This window comes from Nonomuraea sp. NPDC023979, assembly GCF_040639085.1.
Taxonomy (GTDB): domain Bacteria; phylum Actinomycetota; class Actinomycetes; order Streptosporangiales; family Streptosporangiaceae; genus Nonomuraea; species Nonomuraea ceibae.
Map to the genome: position 1 here is coordinate 49,834 of NZ_JBEZZG010000027.1, position 24,119 is coordinate 73,952.

General features: G+C 75.2%; 17 protein-coding genes. 11 read left to right on the top strand and 6 right to left on the bottom strand.

The window, feature by feature from the left end; all coding sequences use genetic code 11:
• Positions 1 to 175 precede the first annotated feature (175 nt).
• Together AB0G11_RS35165 and AB0G11_RS35170 are read left to right on the top strand one after the other, a co-directional pair.
• A complete protein-coding gene (locus tag AB0G11_RS35165) occupies positions 176 to 1,186 on the top strand; it encodes a beta-ketoacyl-ACP synthase III (RefSeq protein ID WP_357591127.1) in 1,011 nt (336 codons plus the stop codon).
• A gap of 627 nt (positions 1,187 to 1,813) precedes the next feature.
• On the top strand, positions 1,814 to 2,320 hold the full coding sequence (locus AB0G11_RS35170) for a response regulator transcription factor (RefSeq protein ID WP_219513214.1): 507 nt from the start codon (positions 1,814 to 1,816) through the stop codon (positions 2,318 to 2,320).
• A gap of 82 nt (positions 2,321 to 2,402) precedes the next feature.
• Here the strand turns inward: AB0G11_RS35170 and AB0G11_RS35175 are convergent, their stop codons facing one another.
• A complete protein-coding gene (locus AB0G11_RS35175; protein WP_219513230.1) occupies positions 2,403 to 3,365 on the bottom strand; it encodes an alpha/beta fold hydrolase in 963 nt (320 codons plus the stop codon).
• Between the two features lie 55 nt (positions 3,366 to 3,420).
• Complete coding sequence (locus AB0G11_RS35180; RefSeq protein ID WP_357591037.1) at positions 3,421 to 5,904, bottom strand: MMPL family transporter; 2,484 nt, start codon at positions 5,902 to 5,904, stop codon at positions 3,421 to 3,423.
• Positions 5,905 to 6,088: 184 nt separating this feature from the next.
• Here AB0G11_RS35180 and AB0G11_RS35185 point away from each other — a divergent pair, with 184 nt between their 5' ends.
• The 6 genes from AB0G11_RS35185 to AB0G11_RS35210 all read left to right on the top strand — a co-directional run bounded on the left by AB0G11_RS35185 (position 6,089) and on the right by AB0G11_RS35210 (position 12,336).
• Positions 6,089 to 6,367 carry a phosphopantetheine-binding protein gene (locus AB0G11_RS35185; RefSeq protein ID WP_357591039.1) on the top strand — a complete coding sequence of 93 codons (279 nt, stop codon included), beginning with the start codon at positions 6,089 to 6,091 and terminating at the stop codon, positions 6,365 to 6,367.
• Positions 6,368 to 6,407: 40 nt separating this feature from the next.
• Positions 6,408 to 7,754, top strand: a complete 1,347-nt coding sequence (locus tag AB0G11_RS35190; RefSeq protein ID WP_357591040.1) for a wax ester/triacylglycerol synthase domain-containing protein — start codon at positions 6,408 to 6,410, stop codon at positions 7,752 to 7,754.
• A complete protein-coding gene (locus AB0G11_RS35195) occupies positions 7,745 to 9,475 on the top strand; it encodes a hypothetical protein (protein WP_357591042.1) in 1,731 nt (576 codons plus the stop codon). The genes AB0G11_RS35190 and AB0G11_RS35195 overlap by 10 nt, the downstream gene beginning before the upstream one ends.
• Positions 9,448 to 10,254, top strand: coding sequence for a glucose 1-dehydrogenase (locus AB0G11_RS35200; protein WP_219513247.1), 807 nt, complete (start codon positions 9,448 to 9,450; stop codon positions 10,252 to 10,254). Before AB0G11_RS35195 ends, AB0G11_RS35200 begins: the two co-directional genes overlap by 28 nt.
• Before the next feature lie 124 nt (positions 10,255 to 10,378).
• Positions 10,379 to 11,395, top strand: a complete 1,017-nt coding sequence (locus AB0G11_RS35205; RefSeq protein WP_357591044.1) for a ketoacyl-ACP synthase III — start codon at positions 10,379 to 10,381, stop codon at positions 11,393 to 11,395.
• Positions 11,392 to 12,336: an acyltransferase domain-containing protein gene (locus tag AB0G11_RS35210; RefSeq protein WP_219513258.1), complete on the top strand. Its 945-nt coding sequence runs from the start codon at positions 11,392 to 11,394 to the stop codon at positions 12,334 to 12,336. The genes AB0G11_RS35205 and AB0G11_RS35210 overlap by 4 nt, the downstream gene beginning before the upstream one ends.
• Positions 12,337 to 12,341: 5 nt before the next feature.
• On the opposite strand, the gene AB0G11_RS35215 is transcribed toward AB0G11_RS35210, so the two are convergent.
• From AB0G11_RS35215 to AB0G11_RS35225, 3 genes are all read right to left on the bottom strand, one after another.
• Complete coding sequence (locus AB0G11_RS35215; protein WP_357591045.1) at positions 12,342 to 18,557, bottom strand: type I polyketide synthase; 6,216 nt, start codon at positions 18,555 to 18,557, stop codon at positions 12,342 to 12,344.
• A 27-nt stretch (positions 18,558 to 18,584) separates the two neighbouring features.
• Complete coding sequence (locus AB0G11_RS35220; protein WP_357591046.1) at positions 18,585 to 19,754, bottom strand: geranylgeranyl reductase family protein; 1,170 nt, start codon at positions 19,752 to 19,754, stop codon at positions 18,585 to 18,587.
• A gap of 88 nt (positions 19,755 to 19,842) precedes the next feature.
• Positions 19,843 to 20,304 (bottom strand): MarR family transcriptional regulator, encoded by a 462-nt coding sequence (locus AB0G11_RS35225; protein ID WP_219510084.1) that lies wholly within the window; start codon positions 20,302 to 20,304, stop codon positions 19,843 to 19,845.
• A 63-nt stretch (positions 20,305 to 20,367) separates the two neighbouring features.
• On the opposite strand from AB0G11_RS35225, the gene AB0G11_RS35230 reads away from it, so the two are divergent.
• On the top strand, positions 20,368 to 21,492 hold the full coding sequence (locus AB0G11_RS35230; RefSeq protein ID WP_219510086.1) for an FAD-dependent monooxygenase: 1,125 nt from the start codon (positions 20,368 to 20,370) through the stop codon (positions 21,490 to 21,492).
• Positions 21,493 to 21,501: 9 nt separating this feature from the next.
• Here AB0G11_RS35230 and AB0G11_RS35235 read toward each other — a convergent pair whose 3' ends face one another.
• A complete protein-coding gene (locus AB0G11_RS35235; RefSeq protein WP_357591048.1) occupies positions 21,502 to 22,338 on the bottom strand; it encodes a helix-turn-helix transcriptional regulator in 837 nt (278 codons plus the stop codon).
• 100 nt (positions 22,339 to 22,438) lie between these two features.
• Between AB0G11_RS35235 and AB0G11_RS35240 the strand changes: the two genes are divergently transcribed.
• Together AB0G11_RS35240 and AB0G11_RS35245 are read left to right on the top strand one after the other, a co-directional pair.
• Positions 22,439 to 23,440, top strand: coding sequence for an aldo/keto reductase (locus AB0G11_RS35240; RefSeq protein WP_357591050.1), 1,002 nt, complete (start codon positions 22,439 to 22,441; stop codon positions 23,438 to 23,440).
• A gap of 45 nt (positions 23,441 to 23,485) precedes the next feature.
• The gene (locus tag AB0G11_RS35245) at positions 23,486 to 24,073 is read left to right on the top strand and encodes a histidine phosphatase family protein (RefSeq protein WP_219510089.1); all 588 of its coding nucleotides are present in this window, start codon (positions 23,486 to 23,488) and stop codon (positions 24,071 to 24,073) included.
• Positions 24,074 to 24,119 lie beyond the last annotated feature (46 nt).

Here is a 24,119-nt window from a genome sequence, read left to right on the forward strand (position 1 = left end):
AAATGTGCTGGAGGCCAAAGTCCCTGCGGGCTCGCGAAGTCGCCGGTAGTCCCGGTGCACAGGGACTTTCTGCACTTGTCACGCTGTCGAAAGAGTTCCAGAATCACATCAGGAACGACGTGTTATCCATCGGCAGGAGGTAGTCGTGACGGCCGAATCGGTCCCGAAAGGCGGCATGCGCGGATCGCGAATAGCCGCGGGTCCCAGGCTCGCCATTCCCGCGCGTATTCTCGCGGTGGGCGCGTACCGGCCCGGGCGAGGTGTCGCCAACGCCGAACTGAGCCGGACCCTGGACACCTCCGACGCCTGGATCGTCAAGCGGACCGGCATCCGACGCCGGTGCGCCGCCTCGCCCGGCGAGACGGTCGTGACCATGGGGGCCGCCGCGGCGGAGAAGGCCCTGGCGGCGGCGGGCCGGAGCGTCGACGCCGTGGACTGCGTCGTGGCGGCCACCATGAGCTACACCGGGCAGAGCCCGTCCGCCGCCGTGCAGATCGCGCGGGAGCTGGGCGCGAAGCGCGTCGGCGCGTTCGACGTCTCCGCGGCCTGCGCCGGCTTCAACTACGCGCTCGACGTGGCCAGGTCGCTGATCGCGGGCGGCTCGGCCAGGCACGTGCTGGTCGTGGCGAGCGAGCGGATGTCGGACCTGGTCGACCCCGGCGACCGCACCACCGCCGTGATCTTCTCCGACGGGGCCGGCGCCGCCCTCGTCGGCGCGTACGGGGAGCCGGGCATCGGGCCGATGACGTGGGGGAGCGACGGGTCGCTGGCGGGCGTGGCGGGACAGGACCTGACCTGGGCGCACTTCCGCGACACCCCCGGCTGCCGGGAGCCGTACTTCCGGATGCGGGGGCCCGAGCTCTACCGGTGGGCAATCAGCGAGATGCCCGCCGTGGCGCTGCGGGCCGTCGACGCGGCGGGCCTCGATCTGGCGGACCTGGCGGCGTTCGTCCCGCACCAGGCCAACCTGCGCATGATCGAGGCGATCGCCGACCGGCTCGGCCTGCCCGGCCACGTGGTCGTGGCGCGTGACGTCGAGGACCAGGGCAACACCTCGGCGGCCTCCATCCCGCTGGCGATCTCGCGGCTGAAGGAGGAAGGCGCCGTGGCGTCCGGGGCTCCGGCGCTTCTGCTCGGTTTCGGCGCGGGGGTCGCTTACGGGGCGCAGGTGATCCGGCTGCCCTGACTCATCCATTTACTGGAGGTAAATCACTAGAGTTGGCGGCTTATGCCGTATTTCAGGCAGCGGGGAGCGGCCGGACACAAAAGCATCTCGAGCCGCACGGGTTCTCTGGCCCGCGCCAGAACCGCGATGTTAAATGCAGTGGGTGGTCTGCCAGGCGTTTCTCGGCGCGGGGGCTAACGGGGCGCGCACGCCACCCGGATTGGAGCCGCATGAGACGACGTCACCATCGCACGAACAAACCCGAAGCGACCGCCGCCCACATGCCCCGCGCGATTCCGTACGGCAGGATCGGACCGGACTTCCGGGGGAAGGCCCCTGCCGCCGGAAGCCGGGAGCGCTCCCGCCGGTCCCCCCGGCACCACGAACGCGCCCGCCGCGGGATCGCGTACGCGACACGCTGCGCGCCGGCGATAGCGCGGGCGCGGGCCCGCAGGCGACGCCGCGCCGCCGCCCAGCGCCCTACGCGGGCACTGGAGGTGGGGCCCGGGAGGATGACCGGGCGACACCCCCGCCCGCGTGGCCCGCCTCCCCGGCGACCGGTGACCGCGCCCGCCCGCGGATCGCCTGAGGTGGGGCATCGGTACGGTCCGTCGTCCCCCCGACGGGCACAGACGAGAAAGCAGCCACATGACAGAGAACCAGAGCGCCAGCAGACGCGTGCTGAGCGGCTTCGCGAAGGTGAGTCCTTTCAGCGGGGCGCCAAGTGTCTCCTGGTCCCGGTCATCGGCCATCAAGGACATCGAGGAAGCGATCGAGTTCGTGCGCCACGGTCTGACCCGCCAGCGGGAGGCTCTGCGGATCCTGGAGCGGACGCGCGAGCAGATGCTGCACGAGGGGCCCGCCGCCGGGCCCCGCCAAGCGCGCCAGTACGGGAGCCCGGCGCCTACCCCGGTGGCAGGAGCCGAACGGCACGGGCTCACCAGCCAGGAGATCAGGGTCCTCTCACTCATCGGAAGGGGCATGTCGAACAGGCAGATCGCGGGCGCCCTCGACATCGCCGAGAAGACGGTCAAGAACTACGTGCACGCCATCTTCCGCAAGCTCGACGTGCGCAGCCGCACCGAGGCCGCGCTCTTCGCCCTCAGGGAGGGATGGGTGATCGCGGAGGAGTCACGGCTGCGCGACTCCGGCTAGCGGCCGCGATCCGAGCGGGGGCGAGGTCACCCGGGACCTCGCCCCCCACCCGCGCCCCGGCTCCCGTCCCTCCGTGCCCGGCTCAGGGGGTGAGCGGGGCGCCGGCGACGGGCACGACCGGCAGGCAGACCGGGGCGCCGCCGCTGCCGGGCGACAGCGCCTCCTTGACGTAGTGCAGCGCCCTCGGGTCGTAGATCATCGCCAGGTGCTCGGTCAGGTCGATCGCGCACCCGTCCTGCAGCACGATGTTGCGCACCTCGGCCCCCGGCCCCGCCGACAGGAACGTCGACCTGAACGGCGTGGCGATCTCGTCGTAGCGCGTCGCCAGCACCGTGTAGCGCACCCCGGGCATCGTGTCGCCGCCCCGGTTGAGCTGGATCATGAACTCCGACCCGGTCGCCTGCTGCACCGCGGCCCGGCTGATCGCGGCGCCCGCCAGATGCCGCACGCCGAGGACGTCCAGCGTGCTCATCACGCCGGACGCCGTCGTGCCGTGGTGGGTGGCGGCCAGCGACACGAGCTTCGACACCTTGTTGCGCCAGGGCCTGCGCGCGTCGGCGCCGCCTTCGTAACGCAGGTACCAGCGCGGCATCATCCCGCCCTGCGAGTGGCCGACCAGCGCCACCCGGCGGGCGCCCGTGGCCGCCAGCACCCGGTCGACGAACCGGGCCAGCTCGCGCGCCGAGCGCCGGATGTCGCCGGTGCCCTTGAGCGGGCTGCCGGGCGGCGCGCCGTAGTTGATCGCGAAGACGCAGTGGCCGGCCCGCCTGAGCTCGGGCGCCATGTAACGCCAGGAGTCGTACGCGTTGCCGAACGTGCCGTGGACGAGCACCACGGGCTCGGGATGGCGGCGCGACGGGCGGCACGACCAGTCGTTGGCGCCGGGCGGCGGCCGGTCCGGGTCGGTCAGGGAGAGTGCCAGGTGGACGGGGAAGACGCCCCGCAGGTCCGCGGCCCGGGCGGGCGCGGCGGGCAGGGCGGGCACAGCGGTGACGGCGACGGCGGTCGTCGCGGCGACCAGGAGCACGGTGAGGCCGAGGCGCATGACAGGTCCCGGGAAACTCGACGGTTACAGAAAGTAGAGGAATGGTAACCGTAGGTCAATGCCGGGGTGGCATCAGCGCGGCCAGCACCCGCCGGACCCCCGTGGGCCGGGGCGGCGGCCCGGCCGGCGGACCGGAGTCCGCGACGCCGAACCGCGCGTGCAGGCGGGCGAGCGGCGCGGGCGCCCACCAGTTGGCCGTCCCCGTGAGCCGCATGAACGCGGGCACCAGCAGGCCGCGTACCAGCGTCGCGTCCACCAGCACGCTGAGCGCCAGGCCGACCCCGATGATCTTCAGCACCGTGTTCGTGGAGAACGCGAGCACGCCTGTCGACACCGCCACCGCGAGCGCCGCGACGCTCACCAGCCGCCCGGTCCCCGCGATGCCCCTGACCACCGCCGCCGTGTGGTCGCCGGTCGCCCGATGGTGCTCCCGGATGCGCGACAGCAGGAACACCTCGTAGTCCACCGACAGCCCGAACGCCACCGTGACCGTGAGCAGGATGGACACCACCTCCACCTGGTGCGTCATCGTGAAGTCGCCGAGCAGGCCGCGCAGGTGGCCGTCCTGGAAGATCGCGACCAGGGCGCCGCAACTGGCCGTCAGGCTCAGCGCGCCCACGGCGACGGCCTTGACCGACACCAGCACGCCGCCGGTGAACAGGAACAGCAGCATCAGCACCGTGGCCGCGATGAGGCCGCCCGCCAGCGGCAGCCGGTCGCGCAGCGCCCGCAGCGTGTCGACGGCCTGCGGCGTGGGCCCGGCGACGAGCCGCCTGCCCGGCGAGCGCACGTCGCGGACCCGGTCGAGCAGCTCCCGGGCGTCCGCCGACTGGGCGTCGTGCGGGCTCGACACGCTGACCAGCGTCGCCGCGCTGCCGTGGTAAGCCCCGGCGAGCGCCTTCTCCGCCTCCGCCTTCCCGGCCTTCTCCCCGGTCGCCGGCTCGGCCGCGGGTGGGCAGGGGGACTTCTTCGGCGCGTCGCCTCGGTGGTGGACGCCCGTGGCCGTCCGCACGGCGGTCACGTCCGGCAGCGCCGCCAGCCTGCGCGCGTACGTCTCCAGCCGCCGGCACCCGGCGGGCCGCGAGCTGTCCAGGTACGGCAGGACGACGTGCAGGTCACGGTCGAACGGCTGGGCGAAGTCCTGGTGGATGCCGCGCGCCGTCCGGTGGGACTCGGTGCCGGCGGGCAGCACCCGCTCGTCGGCGATCCCGAAGCGCACCCACAGGAACGGGGCCGCCATCAGCAGCAGCACCAGCGCGCACACCCCGCCGACCAGCACCGGCCGCCGCGTCGACAGCGCGGCCACGCGCCGCCAGGCCGCGCTCTCCGGCACCGCGCACCGGTGCCGCGAGCGCCGGAACGCCACCCCGCGCAGCGCCTCCCCGCAGTGGGCGCACCGCTCGGCCCCCTGCCCGAAGCCCAGGACCGGCCGCCGCCGGCCGTTGCGCGCCCTGGCATGCCGCGCGCGTCGCAGCCACGCGATCGGGTCGCCCGCGGTGATGCGCTCGCCGACCACGGCCAGCAGCGCCGGCAGGATCAGCATCGTCGCGGCCGCCGCCATGAGCACCACGACGATCGTCGTCATCGCGAGCGACCGCAGCACGCCCAGGGGCAGCACCAGGAGGTTGGCCGTGGCCAGCGCCACCGTGAGGGCCGAGAACAGCACCGTGTGCCCGGCGCTCGCCATCGCCCGCTCGACCGCCTGTCCCACCGTGCACCCGCGGGCCAGCTCCTCCCGGTAGCGGGTGGTGATGAACAGGCTGTAGTCGATGGCGAGCCCGAGCCCGAGCGCCGTGGTGAGGTTCGGCGCGAACACCGAGACGGGCGTGAACTCGCTGAGCAGCACCAGCGCCGACAGCGTGGCCACGATCGTCAGGCCGCCGATCGCCAGCGGCAGCAGCGCCGCGTGCACCGACCGGAACGCCAGCAGCAGGATGAGCAGGAGCAGCGGCACGGTGACCAGCTCGGCCCGGTGCAGGTCGTCCTTGGCCAGCCGCAGGAACTGCACCGACGCCCACGCCGGCCCGGTCGCCTCCACAGTGAGCGATCCCGCCCGCTCGGCCAGCGCCGGGACGATCCGCTCGGCCGTGCGGGCGGCCCGCGCGTCGTCCCCGGACAGATCCACCCGCATCAGCGCCGACCGGCCGTCGCGGGCGCGCAGCGCCGGATCGCGGGCCGTCCAGTACGACTGCACCCCCGCGACGCCGGGCCGGTCGGCGAGCCAGCGGTCGAGCCGCGTGGCGGACCGGGCGACGGCCGGGGCGTCGACGTCCTCCTTCGCGCTCACCCGCAGCACGAGGTCGGCCGGCTTCACCGGGAAGCGCCGCGCCATCACCGCCTCGGCCCGCGCCGCCTGGGTGCCGCGGACGGTGTAGCCGCCGTTGGACAGCCGGTCGTCGAGCTTCATGGAGGCCAGTCCGAGGACCACGGCGAGCAGCAGGGCGAACGACAGCATGCGGCCCCGGTGTCTCACGCACCAGCGGGCGTAGGCGGCCAGCGCGCCCGCCCGGGGCGGCACCCCCGGCCGCCTCGCCGTCATCGGCCGTGAAGGGAAGCGACTGTGGGTGCTCAAACGTGTCCTCCGGATTTCGGCGGAAGCGGGCCGCACGCCTTTTGCGGCGACAATTAATTCTCCCCGCCGGGCCTGGAAAAGCGACAGGAACAAAGACACCGGGACTTTCGGCAGAATGGCCGGGCCAGGTCACGGATCATAAACTGCGGCCATGACCGAGGAATTCACGCTGGACCAGCTCAACCGAATCGTCGGGGAGGACTCGGACGTCCTGATCTCGCCGGAACAGGCGGGCGCCGCCTTCGCCGACCTGGGTCTCGACTCCCTGGCGCTGGTCGAGCTGGCCGAACGTCTCGTCGACGAATACGACGTGCCCGCCCCCGAGGACGTGTACCGGGACCTGGGCACCCCGGAACTCGTCCTCGACTATGTCAACCGACATCTCGGAAAAGGCAGGCAGGCCGGTGACGAAGAATTCGCGTGCACCTAGCGAGTCGATTCACGCGGACACGGAAGGGGCGCGTAAAGACGTGAGCACCATTTCTGTCAGGAACGAGGACCGCGAGGTGCCGATGGGCCCCGTCGACCGGTTCTTCGTCTCCGGTCTCGGCGGGCAGGTCACCGACGAGACGACCATGTACATCGGCGGGATCGTCCGCATCCCCGGGACTCCGCCCGGCGTCGGCGACCTCCGCCGCCTGGTGGCCGCCCAGGCCCGGCGCGTCCCCGTGCTGAGCTACCGCGTGAACCGCGAGAAGCGCGCCTGGACCGTGTGCGACGGCTTCACACCCGGCGACCACGTGGTGGAGTGCCGGCTGCCGCCCGGGGCCGACGTGAAATCCCAGGCCCTGGAGCTGATGGCCCAGCCGTTCCCCGCCGACCGGCCGCCCTGGCGGCTGGCGCTCATCCACGGCTACCCCGAGGCGGGGGAGGAGGAGCAGTACACGCTGTGCTACGCCGCCGACCACGCCTTCCAGGACGGGATGTCGATCAGCGCGACCGTGCACGCGCTGTTCGGCGGCGGCGCCCTGCCCGTGCCGCGAGCCGACGAGTACTTCACCGCGATCCGCCCCCGCCGCTGGCCCGCCCCGTCGGACCTCGCGGTGCCCCTGCGGCGCGTGCCGGTCCTGGAGCAGTTGCGCGGCCCGTTCACCGGCCGGCGCGAGATGCTGACCTTCCGCTTCGACCAGGACGCGCTCAACGCCACCGCCAAGGTGACCGGGGCGACCCGCAACCAGGTGTGCCTGGCGGCGCTGACCGGGGCGCTGCGCGACTGGGCGCCCGCCGAGTGGGCCGCGCCGGTCGGCCCGGGCCGCCGCCGCGGCCTGCCCGTCGCCGTGCCGCTCAGCCTGCGCGCCGGACGCGGCAGCGGATGCCTCGGCAACCAGGTCACCGGCCTGCACATCCACCTGCCGTGCCACCGGCCCTCGCCGGTCGAGCAGCTCGACCGGATCGTCGCCCAGACGACCATGGAACGCCTGCAACGCCACCGCGAGCTGCACCGCGCGCTCCTGCCCCGGCTGCCCTACGCGGCGGTGCGCCCGCTCCTGGCGAGGCTGTTCGACCCGCGCTACACCGCCATGTTCATCACGACTGTGCGGATGGGCCCGCTCCGCCTCGGCGACCTGCCCATCCGGGACGTCTGGGGCATTCCGCCGCTGCTGCCCGCCCAGCCGCTGATGATCGTGCTCTTCCAGTACCGGGACGGGATCATGCCGTCGCTCCTGTTCGACACCGCCGTGCCGGGCTGCGACCGGCTCGCCGAGCTGTGGAGCCGCCACGTGGGCGTCCTGCACGACGCCGTCACCGCGCCGTCACCGCGCCCTGACGGGCGACCCCGTACTGACGAACCCCCGGAGGAGTCACCGTGGATCTGATCACGTTCGTGCGGGGCGGCCTGCCGGACGAGCCGCACGCGCGGCTGCGCGAGGCGATACCCGCCGCCTTCTTCGGCTACCCGCGCGCCCTGCCGCCGCCGGACCGCCACGCCCTCACCTACGAGCGCTTCCGGCACGCCGGCACCGCCGCGCCGCCCGCCCGGGAGCTCCTGGAGGACCCGCGGGCCCTGTGCGCGCTGCTGGAACGGGCCGCCGTCGCCGACCCGGCGCTCTTCCACGTCATGCTGCTGCACTACACGCTGACGCTGGTGCCGATCCTGCGCTTCGGCGACGAGCGCACCGAGCCCGTACGGCGGCAGCTCGAAGGCATGGAACGCTTCGGCGTCGTCGCCATGACCGAGGCAGGGCGCAGCAACAGCCACCTGATGCCCGCCACCGTCGCCCGCCTCGACGCCCGCGACGGCTCCTTCGTCCTGACCACCCCCGACCCGGCGGCCGTGAAGTTCCCCACCACGGCGGGCCACCCGGCCGTCCCCAAGCTCCTCACCGTGTACGCCCGCCTGGTCGACGACGGCGGCGACCGGGGCGTCTTCCTCTTCCTGGTGCCGCTCGGCGACGGCTCCGTGCCGGACGGCGTCACGGTGCTGCCCGCCGCCGACAACCACGCGCTGCCCCTGGACTGGGCGGCCGTGCGCTTCGACGGGCTCCGGCTGCCCGCCGGGTCGTGGCTGGCGGCGGGCGCGCGCGTCACCGACGCCGGCGTCGTCCACGACCCCCTGGCGGCGACCCGGTCCGCCCTGTCGATGTGCGCGGCCCCGTACGTGTGGCGTGGCGTCATCGCGGCGAGCGCGGCCGTCACCCGCGCCGGCGCCGCCGCGCTGACCCGGCACTCCGCGGGCCGCCCCACGCAGGGGCGGCTGGCCCGCGGCCGCCCGCTCATCGAGCACCGCAACCAGCAGGAGGCCGTGCTCACCGCGCTGTCCAGGGCGTACGCGCTGACCGCCGTCGCCAACCGCGTCAAGACCGGCGTGACCTGGACGGAAGGCGGCGCCGAGTCCGCCCCGATCTGGGCCCCGTGGGCGTCCGTCGACCTGATGCTGCCGCTGCTCAAGGCCGCCGTCACCGCGCTGGCCGAGGAGACGGCCGGCCTGTGCCGCACCCACTGCGGCGCGCCCGGCTTCGTCGCCTCCGGCAGGCTCAACGGCTATCGGGGACTCGCGCACGGCTACATCAGCGCCGGAGGGGACAACCAGCTCATCCTCTTCGACGTCGCGCGCGCCATGGTCGAACGCGACCGCTACGAGCCCCCCGAGCCCGCCCCGGGCGCCCTCGACCTGTCGCTCGGCGGCTGCCTCGACGCCGCCCGCGCCCTGGAGACCCGCCTCCTGGACGACCTCGCCGCCCGCGTCGGCGCACCCGGCCCCTCCGGCGGCTGGGACCCGCACCTCCCACAGGCCGCCAGGACCGCGACCGCGCTGGCCGACCGCGTCGTCCTGGAGATCCTCCAGGACGGCCCGCCGCGCCTGCGGCCGCTGCTGAGCTGGTACGCCCTCGACTGGGCGGACCGCCGGGCCGGTCTCCTGCTGGACGAGGGCATCGCCACGCCCCCGCTCATGTCCCGGATCAGGGCGGCCCGCGACGAGCTGCGCGCCGAGCTGATGCCGCTGACCTCCGAGCTGGTCGACGCCTTCGAACTGCCCGAACTGCACGAACCTCCCCTTTGGAGCACCGCATGGACCTCACCGGCAAGTCAGCGCTGATCACCGGCGCCTCGCGCGGCATCGGCCGGGCGATCGCGCTCCGCTTCGCCCAGGCGGGCGCCGACGTCGCCCTGCTCGCCCGCGGCGCGAGCGCGCTGGAGGACGTCGCCGCCCTGGCCGGCAAGCACGGCGTCAGAACCCTCACCCTGCCCTGCGACGCGAGCTCCGTCAGCGCGATCGACGCCGCCTTCGCCCGGGCCGTCGACGGCTTCGGCCACCTGGACATCCTCGTCAACAACGCCGGCTCCGTCGGCGGCGCGGGACCGTTCCTGGACCTCACCGACGAGGACTGGCAGCACGTGCTCGCCGTCGACCTCACGGCGGTCGCCCGGTTCCTGCGGCTGTTCGGGAGGCACGCCACGGCGCGCGGCAGCGGCTCCGTCGTCAACGTCTCCTCCGTCGCGGGGGAGCGCGGCTGCCCGATGCTGTCCCACTACGGGGCGGTCAAGGCCGCCGTGAACTCCCTCACGCGCACGCTCGCCGCCGAATGGGCAGCCTCCGGCGTACGGGTGAACGCCATCCAGCCGGGCTGGGTGGCGACCGACCTGACCGCGTCCTTCCACGGCGACCGGCAGGCGTCCGAGGCGCTGATGCGCGCCGTGCCCGCCCGCCGCTGGGCCACCCCGGAGGAGATCGGCGACGGCGCCCTCTACCTGGCCGGCGACGCCGCCTCGATGGTGACCGGGACGATCCTGACGATCGACGGCGGCATGACCGCCTACAACGGCGGCCCCGCCCTGATCGACCTCCTCGCCCTCGGCCGCATCGACATGCCCTGACCCCCGGCCCCCTTCCGCAAGCCCCGGCGCTTCCAGCTCCCCTGAAACCCTGCCCCGGAGGCGCCCCAGCCCCCCCCTGAAGCCCTGCCTCCCTCTGGAGGCGCGTATGAGAGAGGTGAACGGCTTGATCTCCCAACCGGGAATCGGCGTGCTCGGCACCGGCGCCTACGTCCCCGACGCGGTGCGCACCAACGAGGAGGTCGCCGAACGGGCGGGCGTGCCGCCGGAGTGGATCGCCGAGCGGACCGGCGTGCTCCGGCGCCACGTCGCCGCCCCCGGCCAGGCGAGCTCGGACCTGGCCGCGCACGCGGTGCGGGCGGCGCTGCGCGACGCCGGGCTGGAGCCGGGCGACCTGGACCTGCTGATCCTGGCGACGTCCACGCCGGACGAGCTCGGCCCGTCGACCGCCTGCCGGGTCCAGGCGGCGCTCGGCGCGGAGAACGCTGTCGCGTTCGACGTCTCGGCGGCGTGCGCGGGCTGGCTGTTCGGCGCCCGGGTCGCGTGCGACTGGCTGCGCGCCGAGCCGAGGGGACGCCATGCCGCCGTCGTCGGCGTGGAGACGTACTCCCGCTTCCTCGACACCGGCGACCGCGCGACGGGGGTGCTGTTCGCGGACGGGGCCGGAGCGGCGATCCTCGGCCGGGTGCCCGGCGGCCACGGGTTCGGCCCGATCACGCTCGGGTCCGACGGCACCCGCGCCGGCGACGTGCTGATCCCCGGCGGCGGCAGCCGGTTCCCGGCCTGCCGCGAGACGCTGGAGCGGGGCCTGCACCTGATCCGCATGGACGGCCGGGCGGTGCGCAAGTTCATCCTGGAGATCTTCCCGCTGGCCGCCGCCGAGGCGCTGCGGAGATCGGGCCTGACCAGGGACGACATCGCGCTGGTCGTCACCCACCAGCCCAACCCGGTGCTGCTCCGGCAGGCGTGCGCCGAGGCCGGGTTCGACCCCGCCCGGCTGGTGATCGTCGCCGACCGGGTGGGCAACATCGGCGCCGGATCGCTGCCCTACGCCCTGGCGGGCGCGCACCGGCAGGGCAGGCTGAGCCCGGGTGACCGGGTGCTCGTCGTCGCGTTCGGCGCGGGGCTGACCTGGGGGAGCGGCGTGCTGACCTGGTCCGCCGGCGGATCGGGGTCGCCTTGACCGGGGCGGCGCAGGCGGGGCCGGTGTTCCTGGTCCCCGGCCAGGGCGGCGACCCGCGCGGCGCGCTGGCGGACGTCCACGACGCATCGCCCGCCGTCCGCGCGGCCTGTGACCAGGTGCTGGACGAGATCGAGGCGGTGATCCCGGACGCCGGGGCGGGGCTGCGCCGGGTGCTGCTCGACCGGTCGCGGTCCGTGCGGATGGAGCCGGGGGTGCCGCAGCTGGCCGGGTACGCGGTGTCGGTCGTCGTGGGCCGGGCGCTGTCGGCGCGGCTGACCCCGTACGCGATCGTCGGGCAGAGCTTCGGCGAGATCGCGGCGCTCGTCTGCGCGGGCGCGTTCGACGTCGCCGACGGCGCCCGCGCGGTGCGCGCGCTCAACGCGGCGTTCCGGCAGGTGGAGGGGCGCGGGGCGATGGTCCTGCTGCCGGAGCTCGGCGAGGAGGCGTGCCTGCGGCTGCTCGCCAGCGCCCGCCTGCCCGAGCTCCGGCTCGCCTGCGTCAACGCGCCGGACCAGACGATCGTGAGCGGCCCCGTCGAGGCGGTCGAGGCGCTGCTGGCGTTCGGTGGGACGCCGATGACCCGGCTCGCCGTCCCCTACGCCTCGCACCACCCCGCGCTCGGCGCGGTCGCCGGGCGTTTCCTGCGGGGGCTGCGCCCGCTGCGGCAGCGTCCGCTGCGGGTGCCGGTCCACTCGCCGGTCCACGGGCGCGCGTACGACGACGGCGAGGACCTGCGCCGGGCCCTGGCCGCCTGTGTGACGCAGCCGGTGCGGCTCCCCGAGACGCTGCGGCGTCTCGGCCCCGGCCTGCGGTACGTCGAGCTGAGCGCCGGGGACGCGGTCACCCGCTGCGTGCGCGCGACCTTGCCTGGCGTCCGCGCCTTCGCCCCGCTGGCCGGTGACCGGGACTGGCTGCTGGCCACGGCCGCCACGGGAAGCTGACCGGCTCACCGCCCTCCGGCGAGCAGCCCGTCCAGGTGCGCGGCCAGCCGGGCGGCCGACGGGTGGGCCCAGACGGCGGCGGGCGTGAGCGTGATGCCCAGCGCCTTGGCCAGCCGGTGCGCCAGCGCGACCGCGAGCAGGGAGTCGAGCCCGAGGTCGGTGAACATCGCGTGCGCGGGCACGGCCGGGGCCTGCGTGCCCAGCAGCGCGGCCAGGACGCGGACCACCACGTCCTGAACGAGCTGCGTCCTGGCGGGCCCGGGCGGGTGCGCCAGGACGGACTCGGCGTCCACGCCCGGCTCCGCGGCCTCCTGCCCGGCGCCCAGCTCGGCCAGGAGCGGGGCCTGACCGGCGGCGGGGAAGAGCCGGAACATCAGCTCCGGCTGGTAGGCGAACATCCCGGTGTTGACCCGGCCGTGGCGCAGCAGCTCGCCCAGCGCGGCGAACCCCTCCTCGGTGCCGATCGTCGCGAACCCCCGCCCGGCCAGGTCCGTCGCCCGCCCGGCCTCGCCCCACGCGCCCCAGCCGACCGAGAGCGCGGGCAGCCCGCGCCGGTGACGCCAGTGGGCGAAGGCGTCCACCCACGCCCCGGCCGCCGCGTAGCTCGCCTGTCCCGGGTTGCCGAGCATGGCCGCCATCGACGAGAAGATGACGAACCAGTCGAGCGCGGCGCCGGCCGTGGCCTCGTGCAGGTTCTTCACGCCGGTCACCTTGGGGTGCCACACGCGTTCCAGCCGCTCGGGGGTGAGCGAGGTCAGCGGCGCGTCGTCGAGGACCACGGCCGTGTGCAGGACGCCGCGCAGGCGCTCGCCCGCGGCGGCGACCAGGCGGCGCGCGGTGGCGGGGTCGGCGACGTCGCCCCGCACCACCTCCACCTCGCACCCGGCCGCGCGGACCGCCGCCACCGTCGCGCGCTCGCGCTCGCCGAGCTCGCCCCGCCCGCCGAGGACGACCCGGCCGGCCCCCGCCTCCGCCAGCCAGCGCGCCGCCTCCAGCCCCAGCCCCCTGGTGCCGCCGGTGACGACGTACGCGCCGCCGCGCCGCACCACGTCGTCCCGCTCGGGCGCCACGACCCGCACGCGCCGCCCGGGCTCGGGGAAGGTGAGCACGATCCGGCCGATGTGGTCGCCGGAGGCCAGCCGCTTCATCGCGGCAGCCGCCTCGGCCAGCGGGAACGCCGTGGTCCGCGGCAGCGGCAGCCGTCCGGCGGCGATCTCGGCGATCGCCTTGACCGCCGGGTCCCGGATGGCCGCCGGCCGCTCGACCGCCGCCAGCGCGACGTCGACGGCCGCGTACGTGTTGCCCCGGCGGAACGTCCTCAGGTCGACGCGGGCGCCCTCGTGCAGGTCGCGCTTGCCGATCTCGACGAATCGCCCGCCGGGCGCGAGCAGTGTCAGCGACGCGCGCATGGCGTCGCCGCTGAGCGAGTTGAGCACCACGTCGACGCCGCGCCCGCCGGTGACGCGCAGCACCTCGCCGGCGAAGCCGAGGCCGCGGGAGTCGAAGACGTGCTCGACGCCCTGCCGCCGCAGGTGGCGGCGCTTCTCCTCGGTGCCGGCGGTGGCGATGACCTCGGCCCCGAGCAGCCGCGCCACCGCGACCGCGGCCTGCCCGGTGCCGCCCGCCGCCGAGTGCACGAGCACCGTCTCCCCGCGCGCGAGCCGCGCCACGTCGGCCAGGCAGTGCCACACCGTGCCGTACGTGGCGGCCACCGGGGCGAACGTGACCGGGTCGGCGTCGGCCGGCAGGCGCACGGCCAGATCCGCGTGGACGAGGCAGTGCGAGCCGAGCGAGCCGGTCCCGTGCGGCGTCAGCGCCGAGATCCGGTCGCCTGGCCGCAGGTCCTCGACGCCCTCGCCGACGGCCACCACCACGCCGGTGGCGTCGGAGCCGAGCTCCGGCGTGCTGCCGTCCTCGGTCGGGTAGACGCCCAGGGCGATCATGACGTCGCGGAAGTGCACGGTGGCCGCCTGCACCCGCAGGAGCACCTGTCCGGGCCCCGGCGACGCGGGCGGCTTCCCGGTCGCCACCAGCCGCACGCCGTCGAGGCCACGCTCCGGATCGGCGCGCAGCACGTACTCCTTCCGCCCGGCGACCGCCTCGACGGTGCGCGAGGGCGGCGCGGGCCGCGCGCCCAGCGGGGCGGGCACGAGCCGCGCCACGTACCGCTGACCGGCACGCCAGGCGACCTCGGTCTCGTCGCCGCCGGCCAGTACCTCGGCCGCTACGGCGGCGAGGCCGCCGGCGGTGTCATCGGAGGTGCCGTCGGCGGTGTCATCGGTGTCCACCCAGCTCACGGCGGCGTCCGGCTGCTCGAAGGAGGCGACGCGCAGCAGGCCGCGCAGCGCGCACACGTCGGGGTCGACCGGGTCGCCGTCGAGCACCGGGCGGGCCAGGTGGCTCACCAGCCACAGGCGCGGCGGGCTGCCGGTCCGCGCGAGCGCGCCGAGCAGCGCGGTGACCTCGGTCAGCCTGTCCAGCCCGTCGAGCCGCCCGGTGGCGCACCAGACGACGGCCCGCGCGGCCGGATCGACGTCCTCGCCCGTCGTGTGCACGCTCACCGTTTCGGGGCGTCCGCGCGACAGGGCCTCGGCCAGGCGTTCCGCGGTGCGGTCCGGGTCGCCGGGCTCGCCGATCACCGCCCACCGTCCGGTGGCCGCCTCCCTCGCGCCGGGCGGGCCGGCCGGGCGCCAGGCGAGCTCGACCAGCTTCCCGTCCAGCGTGCGGGCCCGCGAGCCGCCGGAGGCCCGGACGAAGTGCAGGCCCTCCAGCGCGCCCAGCCAGCGGCCGTCCTCGGCGTACAGGTCGGCGCGGCCCGTCGCCGTGTCGCCGTCCGCCCGCACCTCGGCCCGGACCCAGGTGATCAGGCCCGGCTCGTCCGGCAGGACGATCGCCGCGATGCGGTCGGGCAGCCACGGCCGGCCGGGGCCCGCCGCGCCCTCGTCGTCCTCCACCAGGCCGACGGCCGCCGACAGGATGCAGCCGTCGAGCAGCACCGGGTGCACGCGGGGCGCCCCGGCGCGGATGACGGCCTCGCCGGGCACCCGCAGCCGGGTCACGCCGTCCGGGGTGACGGCCGCGATCGAGCGGAAGGCTGCCCCCGACCTCAGCCCCATGCGGGAGAGCGCCTCGTACAGGGCCTCCGGCTCGTCCTCGGCCACCACGGGAGGCACGAGCGGCGGCCGGTCGCCGGGCGGTCCGGAGCGGACGACGGACGCCGACGCGACGAGCTCCCACGTGCCGCCGTGCCGCCGGGAGATCTCCACGTGCGCCCGCTCGCCCGAGACCGTCGCGCTGACGTGGACCGGCACGCTCGCCCCGAGCGGCAGCAGGCGCTCGAACCGCACCTCGCTCACGCGCATCCGCCCGTTCGGGCACTCCAGCAGCTCACCGGCGGCCGACAGGACCAGCTCGACGTACGCCGCCCCGGGCACCACCGGGCTGCCGTGCAGCGTGTGCTGGCCGAGCCAGCCGACCCGGTCCGTGCCCAGGTCGGCCTCCCACACGTGCCGGGTGCGGTCGCCGGCGTCGGGGTCGTGCACCGCCACCCGCCCGCCCAGCCACATGTGGCCGGAGGCCGCTCGGCCGCCGCCGGCCGGCTCCCAGAAGCGCGCCCGGTCGAACGCGGTGGGCGGCAGCACGACCGGCGCGCCGCCGCCGTTGACGGCGTCCAGGTCGACCGGGGCCCCGGCCAGGTGCAGGGCCGCCGCCGCCCGGCACATCGCCGTCCGCCCGTCGAGGTCGCGTTCCAGGGACGCCACGGTGGTCACCGGCGCGCCCATCGCGGCGGCGGTCTCCTCCACCGCCTGCGTCAGCAGCGGGTGCGGCGACACCTCCAGGAACAGCCGCCGCCTGTCCTCGATCAGCGCCTGGCATGCCAGGTCGAAACGTACGGGATTGCGGAGGTTCGCGGTCCAGTAGGCGGCGTCGAAGACGACGGTACGGCGCGGGTCCTCGCTCGTGGAGTAGAACGGCACCTCCGGGGCCGCCCCCGCCAGCCAGGACACCTCCGCCGCGAGATCGTCGAGGATCGGCTCGACCTGCGGCGAGTGCGCCGCCACGACCACGGCGATCCGCCGGCAGAACACGCCGCGCTCCTGCCAGCGGCGCATGAGGTCCCGGGCAGCCTCGGCACGGCCCGCCACGACGGTCGAGGACGGCGCGGTGACCACCGCCACCGACACCCCCGGCACCCCTTCGATCTCGGCGGCGACCTGGTCGGCGGGCAGCGCCACGCTGACCATGCAGCCGCCCGCCACCCGCTGCAGCATCGCCGACCTGATCAGCGTGATCCGCATGCCGTCCTCGGGCGGCAGGATGCCCGCGGCGACCGCGGCGGCGGCCTCGCCCATGGAGTGCCCCACCACGGCGGCGGGCCGCACCCCCCAGCGCCGCCACATCGCGGCCAGCCCGGTCTGCACGGCGAACACCAGCGGCTGCACCTCGTCCATCCGCTCGCCGCACTCGCCGGAGGCCAGCCGCTGCCGCAGCGAGAACCCCGCCTGCGCGGTGACCAGCGGGTCCAGGCTGTCGATCGTCTCGGTGAAGGCGGGGTCGCGGTCCAGCAGCGGGCGGGCCATCCCCGCCCACTGCGACCCGTGCCCCGAGAACACCCAGACCGGGTCGCCCGCGTGCCCGGCCGCTCCCGTCAGCACCCGGTCGTCGTCGCGCCCTTCGGCCAGCGCCCGCAGCCCGGCCACGAGGTCGTCCCGGCCCTCGGCGAGCACGCAGGCCCGCCGGGCCAGCGGGCTGCGCCGCACCGCGAGCGTGTGCGCCACGTCCGCCGGCTCCGGGGCGTCCTCCGGGGACGCCTCCAAGTGGTCGGCGAGGCGGGCGCTGGTCGCGGCCAGGCCGCCCGGGGTCGCCGCCGACACCGGGTGGACGCGTGTACGGGCGGGGGCGGCGGACCGGCGGGGCCGCCGGGCGGGGGGCTCCTCGACGACGACGTGCGCGTTGGCGCCGGTTACGCCGAACGCCGACACGGCGGCGCGGCGCGGCCCCGGCGCGTCCTCCCACGGCGTCGTCTCCGTGGGCACGTAGAACCGGGTGTCCTCGGCCCGCACGGCGGGGTTCCACCGCTGGAAGTGCAGGTTCGCCGGGATCAGGCCGGTGTGCACGGCCGTCGCCGCCTTGATCAGCCCCAGCACCCCGGCCGCGCTCTCCGGGTGCCCGATGTTGGTCTTGAGCGAGCCGAGCGCGCACGGCCGATCGGCCGCCCCGTACACGTCGTCGACCGCGGCGAACTCGATCGGGTCGCCGACCGGCGTGCCGGTGCCGTGCGCCTCGACGTACTGCACGTCGCCCGGGGACAGGCCGGCCACGCGCATCGCCGTGCCCAGCACCGCCCGCTGCGCGGCCCGCGAGGGCTGCGTGATGCCCCGCACCCGCCCCGCGTGGTTGATCGCCGTGCCGGTGATCACGGCGAGGACCCGGTCGCTGTCGCGCACGGCGTCGGGCAGCCGCTTGAGCACGACCATCCCGCAGCCCTCGCCCCGGACGAACCCGTCGGCGCTCTCGTCGAACGCCGCGCAGCGGCCCCGCGCCGACAGCGCCCCGGCGCGGGCGAACCCGATGATGCCCGCCCACTCCAACTGGATCGTGACCCCGCCCGCCAGCGCCAGGTCGGTCTCGCCGTCGTGCAGCGACCGGCACGCCAGGTGCACCGCCACCAGCGAGGACGCGCACGCGGCGTCCACCGCCAGCGAGGGCCCGTTGACGTCGAGGAAGTACGAGATCCGCCCCGGCGCCCCCGACGTGACGGCCGAGATCCCCTGGTAGATGTCCACGTCGTGCAGGGTGAACCGCTTGGCGTAGTCGGTGCTGGAGATGCCGACGAACAGGCCGGTGGCCGAGCCGCCGAGAGAGCGGGGCGCGATCCCGGCGTTCTCCAGCGCCTCCCACCCGGTCTCCATCAGCAGCCGGTGCTGCGGGTCCACGGAGGAGGCGTCCTTGACGGGGATGCCGAAGAACGCGGGGTCGAACAGCTCGATCCCGTCGAGGAACGCGCCGTTGCCGAGCATCCCGGTGGCGGCCAGGTCGGCGGGGACGACGCGCTCGTGCTCCGCCCACCGCGGGCCGGGCTCGGACCCGGCCACGGCGTCGCGCTTGTCCAGCAGCAGGCGCCACAGGCCGGCGGAGTCGGTCACGCCGCCCGGCGCGCGGCACGCGGTTCCCACGATGGCGACCGGGACCTGCCGGCGGTGCTCGTTCGGCGGGCTCACATGCGTGTCCTCTCTGTCGGCGGGCATTCAGGCCAGGCGGCCGAACGCCCGCAGGGCCGCGCGGGCCACCGGATGGCGGACCAGCGCGGGGATCGTCGTCTCGCCGTTGACGTAGCGGTCGAACATCCGCCACACCGGCGGCACCCTGGTAAGGGCGCCGTGCACGAGGCCGGGACGCCGCGTGAACAGGTCCATGACCTGCCGGGAGGCCGCCATCTCGGCGCCGAGCGTGGCGGTCACCGTACGGGTGTAGTCGTCGGCGGCCCGGGTGACGGCGGCGTCGTCGGCCGCGGCGGCGATCAGCGCGGCCGCCTCGCCCGCCCAGGCGCCGGAGCGCAACGCGAACGAGATGCCCTCGCGTGACCACGGGTCGCACAGTCCCGCCGCGTCACCGGCCACGACGACCCGGCCCCGGGCGAGCGGCGAATCGGGGTGGCGGCAGCGCGTCAGGTGGCCGGTGTCGTGCAGCGGCTCGGCCTCGGCGAGCCTGTGGCGTGTGAGGAAGTCGCGCAGGTAGGCGCGGGTGGCCTCGCCCTGGCCGCGGGAGGCCACCACGCCGGCGGTGCAGATGTCGCCCTTGGGGAACACCCAGCCGAACGAGCCCGGCAGCGGCCCCCACTCGATGAGCATCCGGCCGCGCCAGCGGGCGGCCGCGTCGTCGCCGACCGGCACCTCGGCCTCCAGCGCCAGGTCGATCTGCTCGCAGCGCACCCCGACGTGCCCGGCGATCCGGCCGGCGCTGCCGTCCGCGCCGACCAGGGCCCGGGCGCGGATCGTCTCACCCCGCGAGGTCCGTACGCTGACCAGCCCGTCGTCCTCCAGCCCGGCGATCGGCGTGCCGTCGCGGACCTGGGCGCCCGCGTCGGCGGCGGCGACGGTGAGGGCGGCGTCCAGCTCGTCGCGGAACACCATCTGGATCGGCTGCTCCCCGGCGGAGGTGAGCGCGCGGCGCCTGCGTCCCTCCCAGGTGAACTCGAACGTCCGGGCGACGTCCCGGACCCGGACCGGCAGGCCGTCGGGCAGCGCCGCCCGGGCGCCGCCGATCAGGCCCCCGCCGCACGTCTTGTAGCGCGGGATGGTGGCACGTTCCAGCAGCAGCACCGCGCATCCCGCCTCGGCCGCCACGCGGGCCGCCGTGGCGCCCGCGGGACCGGCGCCGACGACCACCACGTCCCAGACTCCGTGGATGGCGATCACCCCCTCCTTCCCGACGGTAACCGTCCGTGAGGAGCCGCCGGAACGCCCGGGAAGGCGAAGGGTTGATAACCGGAGAGTGACGAATTGATTACGAAGAGTGTTCGGAGCCCTCGCGCAGCTCCCTGGTCGCCGAGCGGTAGGCGCGGGCGACGCCACCGAGCATGCCCAGCATCAGCGGTACCTGCTCCGGCGAGTAGTGTGCGGCGATCTTCTCCAGGTGCCGCTCGGAGGCGATCCGGGTGGCGTGGTAGGCGGCCATGCCCTCCTCGATCGGCTCCACGGTGACCGTGCGCCGGTCGCGGCGGCCGCGCACCCGCCGCACGTAGCCGGCCTTCTCCAGCCGGTCGATGAGCCGGGTCGTGGAGGCGGACGGCAGGCCCAGCTCCTCGGCGATCGCCCCGACCGCGAGGGGGCCGCGCATCTCCAGCAGGATGAGGGCGGCCACGTCCACGTGGTGCACGCCGAGCCGGTCGGCGATGGCCTCGATGTGCAGCATGACCGCGATCAGGAACTCGCGGAAGACGTCCTCTTCTGGATGCTTGTCGGTCACCCGGCCCAATGTACTTCACATCGATGTATCTTTGAATCGGAGAGATTCCGGTTTGGAGAGATAATGGACGTTCTAGTCATCGGCGCGGGTGTGGGCGGCCTGGCCGTCGCCCGGAGCCTGCTGGCCGCCGGGCACCGGGTGCGGATCTTCGAACGAGCCGAGTCCATGCGGACCGGCGGCGCGGGGCTGAGCATCTTCAGCAACGGCGCCGCCGTGCTGCACGACCTCGGCGTCAGCCTCGACGGCGCGGGCGGGAGGTTCGACCGGATCGACGCGATGACGTCGGACGGCCGGCTCCGCCTCCGCTCCGACATGACCCACGCGGAGGCGCGCTACGGCTTCGCCAACAAGTCGGTCTCGCGCCGCGTCGTGCTCGAACGCCTGGCCGAGGGGCTGCCCGGCGACCTGATCCGTTTCGGCACGGGCTGCCGGAGCGTCACCCAGGACGCCGACCGGGTCACCGCCGTCTTCGACGACGGCTCGACCGCCACGGGTGACCTGCTCGTCGGCGCCGACGGCCACCACTCCGTCGTCCGGCGCGAGCTGTGGGGCGACGTGCCCATCCGGACGGCCGCCTTCGGCACCTGGCAGGCGCTCAGCCGGATCGACATCGACCTGGCCCGCACCCACGTGCACCTGATGATCACCGGCCGGGAGGGCGCGTGCGGGCTCATCCCGGCGGGCGACGGGAACCTGCAGTGGTGGTTCGACGTGCGGTGGAAGCCCGGCGACCCGCGCCCCGCCGCGCCGCTCGCCGAGCTGAGGCGGCGCTTCGGCCACTGGGCCTCGCCGGTGCCCGAGGTGCTCGCCCAGGCGTCCGAGTCCGACCTGGACTTCTTCGGCCACCACTGGCAGAAGGTGCGCCGCGAGTGGGGCAAGGGTCGCGTCACCCTGGTCGGCGACGCCGCCCACCTCATGCCGCCGACCCTCGGGCAGGGCGCCAACCAGACGTTCGAGGACGCCTGGGTGCTCGGGCGCGAGCTCGCCAAGGGCGGCGACGTGGCGCAACGGCTGCGCGCCTACGAACGGGCCCGCTACAAGCACGTCTCCCTGGTGTCCAGCCTGGCCCGGCGCAGCCCGGCCAACTGGCGGATTCCGCCGGTGATCGGGCGGCTGTTCTCCGAGACGTCGCAGAGCGGGATGCTCGCCCGGTTCAGCAACCGCCTCACGGCCGCCGCCTCCCCCTGAGCGCCGCCCTCACCGGGCCGGTCGCAGGTCCTGCGTCCCGATGACGCGCAGCAGGTCGAGCTTCTCCTTCGCGTCGGTGCCCTCGGTCGGGAAGAACGCCAGCACCTTGAGGTCCGCCTCGGGCGTGAGCAGGACCTCGCAGGTCAGGTGCAGCAGCCCGACCTCCGGGTGCGCGAACCGCTTGCGGTCGAACCGGCGCACCGCCACCTCGTGCCGCTCCCACAGCTCGCGGAACTCGGCGCTGCGCCTCAGCAGCCCGCGCACCAGCCGGACGACGTCCTCCTCGCCGGCCCGGCGCGCGTACGTCGCCCGCAGGTCGGCGACGTGCGCCTGCGAGTGGCGCGGCCAGTCCTCCTCCGGGAAGCGGTCGCGCGCGCCCGGCTCGGTGAACCACCGCCAGACGATCTGCGCCTGCCCGGGGCGGCGCGGGCCTAGCACGACGTCGGCGAGCGCGTTCTGCCACAGGACCTCGTTCAGGTCGGTGCAGATGCACACCGGCACGTCGGTGAGCCGGCCGGCCAGGCTGATCAGGCCGGGCCGGATGTGCCGGCCCGCCCGGCGCGCCGGGGGAGCGAGCCCGGCCAGATGGTAGAGGTGGTCGCGCTCGTCCAGGTCGCAGCGGAGCGCCCGCGCCAGCGAGGCCACGATCGGCTCCGACGGGTTCGCGCCGCGCCGCTGCTCCAGCCGGGCGTAGTAGTCGGCGGACATGCCGGCGAGCTGTGCCACCTCGTCCCGCCGCAGCCCCGGCGTCTGGCGCCGCACGCCGGCCGGCAGACCCACGTCCGCGGGGCGCAGCAGCTCGCGGCGCCGGCGGAGGAAGTCGGCGAGCCCGGCACGGTCGATCACGCCTCCAGTCTAGGGATGAGGCCGCGCCCAGCCAGGGACAGTCCGTCCCTGGCTGGGCCGTGCCTGGCTGCGCTGCGCGGCGGTGCGCACAGTGGGAGGCATGACGACGAAGACCCAGCTCACCGCCCGCCGCCTCGGCCGCACCGGCCCCGCCGTCTCCTCGCCCGGCCTCGGCGCGATGGGCCTGTCCGGCGCGTACGGGCCCGTGCGCGACGACGACGGCGTACGCGTCCTGCACGCCTACCTGGACGCCGGCGGCACCCTCCTGGACACCGGCGACTTCTACGGATCCGGGCACAACGAACTGCTGATCCGGCGCGCGCTGGCCGGGCGGGACCGGGACGAGGTCGTGCTCTCGGTCAAGTTCGGCGCCCTGCGCGGCCCCGACGGGAGCCACGCCGGGTTCGACGCCCGCCCCGCCGCCGTGCGGAACTTCCTGACGTACTCGCTCCGGCGGCTCGGCGTCGACCACGTCGACGTCTACCGCCCGGCCAGGCTCGACCCGGCCGTCCCCGTCGAGGAGACCGTCGGCGCCATCGCCGAGCTGGTCGAGCAGGGGTACGTGCGGCACGTCGGCCTGAGCGAGGTCGGCGCCGCGACCGTCCGCCGCGCCGCGGCCGTCGCCCCCATCTGCGACGTGCAGCTCGAATACTCGCTGTTCAGCCGGGGGATCGAGGACGAGATCCTGCCCGCGTGCCGCGAGCTCGGCATCGGCGTCACCGCGTACGGGGTGCTGTCGCGCGGCCTCATCGGCGGCGGGACCACCGGCGGCATGCGGGCGGCGTCGCCGCGCTTCCAGGACGGCAACCGCGAGCACAACGCCGCGCTGGCCGCGCGGCTGGCGGACCTGGCCGCCGCCAAGGACGCCACGATCGCGCAACTGGCGATCGCCTGGGTCGCCTCCCGCGGCGAGGACATCGTGCCCGTCGTGGGCGCGCGGCGCCTCGACCAGGTCGGCGCGCTGGTCGACAGCGTCCGCGTCTCCCTCGGCGACGACGAGCTCGCCCGGATCGAGGAGCTGATCCCGCGCGGCGCCGCCAAGGGCGACCGGTACCCCAGCCGGCACATGGCCGACCTGGACAGCGAACGGCCGCTAGGATGATGCCATCATCTGAATGTTGACAGCATTGGGCAAGGTGGGTCGGGCATGGCGACAAGGCATCTGTACGTGGCGAGGCACGGGTCGGCGGACGCGTTCGGGACGCTCACCGACGTGGGCCACCGGCAGTCCGAGCTGCTGGGGGACCGCCTCGCCGCCCTGCCGGTCGACGCCGTGTGGCACTCGCCGCTGCCACGCGCCGTCCGGTGCGCCGAGATCGTCGGCGGGCGCCTGCCAGGCGTCCCCGTACGCGAGGCCGCCGAGCTGGTGGACCACGTGCCGCACGTGCCCGAGGAGATGCCCGCCGAGTGGGCGGGGTTCTTCGACGGGTACGACCCCGCCGAGGCGGCCGAGGGCGCGAGGCTCGCGGCGGCGCTGGCCGACCGGTTCGCCAGGCCCGCCGAGACCGAGACCCACGAGGTCCTGATTACGCACGCCTACCAGGTGGCCTGGCTGGTGCGGCACGCCCTCGACGCGCCCCCGGCCCGCTGGCTGGGCCTCAACTGCGGCAACGCCGCGCTCACCGCGATCGACTTCCACGACCGCGCCGCCCCTGCGGTGCTGCTCTACAACGACATGGGCCACCTCCCGCCGGACCTCCGCTGGACCGGCTTCGGCCCCCGCATCCGCCCCTGAGCCCGCACAGCCCCGGCGGGGGCGCAGGGCTCAGGGCGTACGGGAC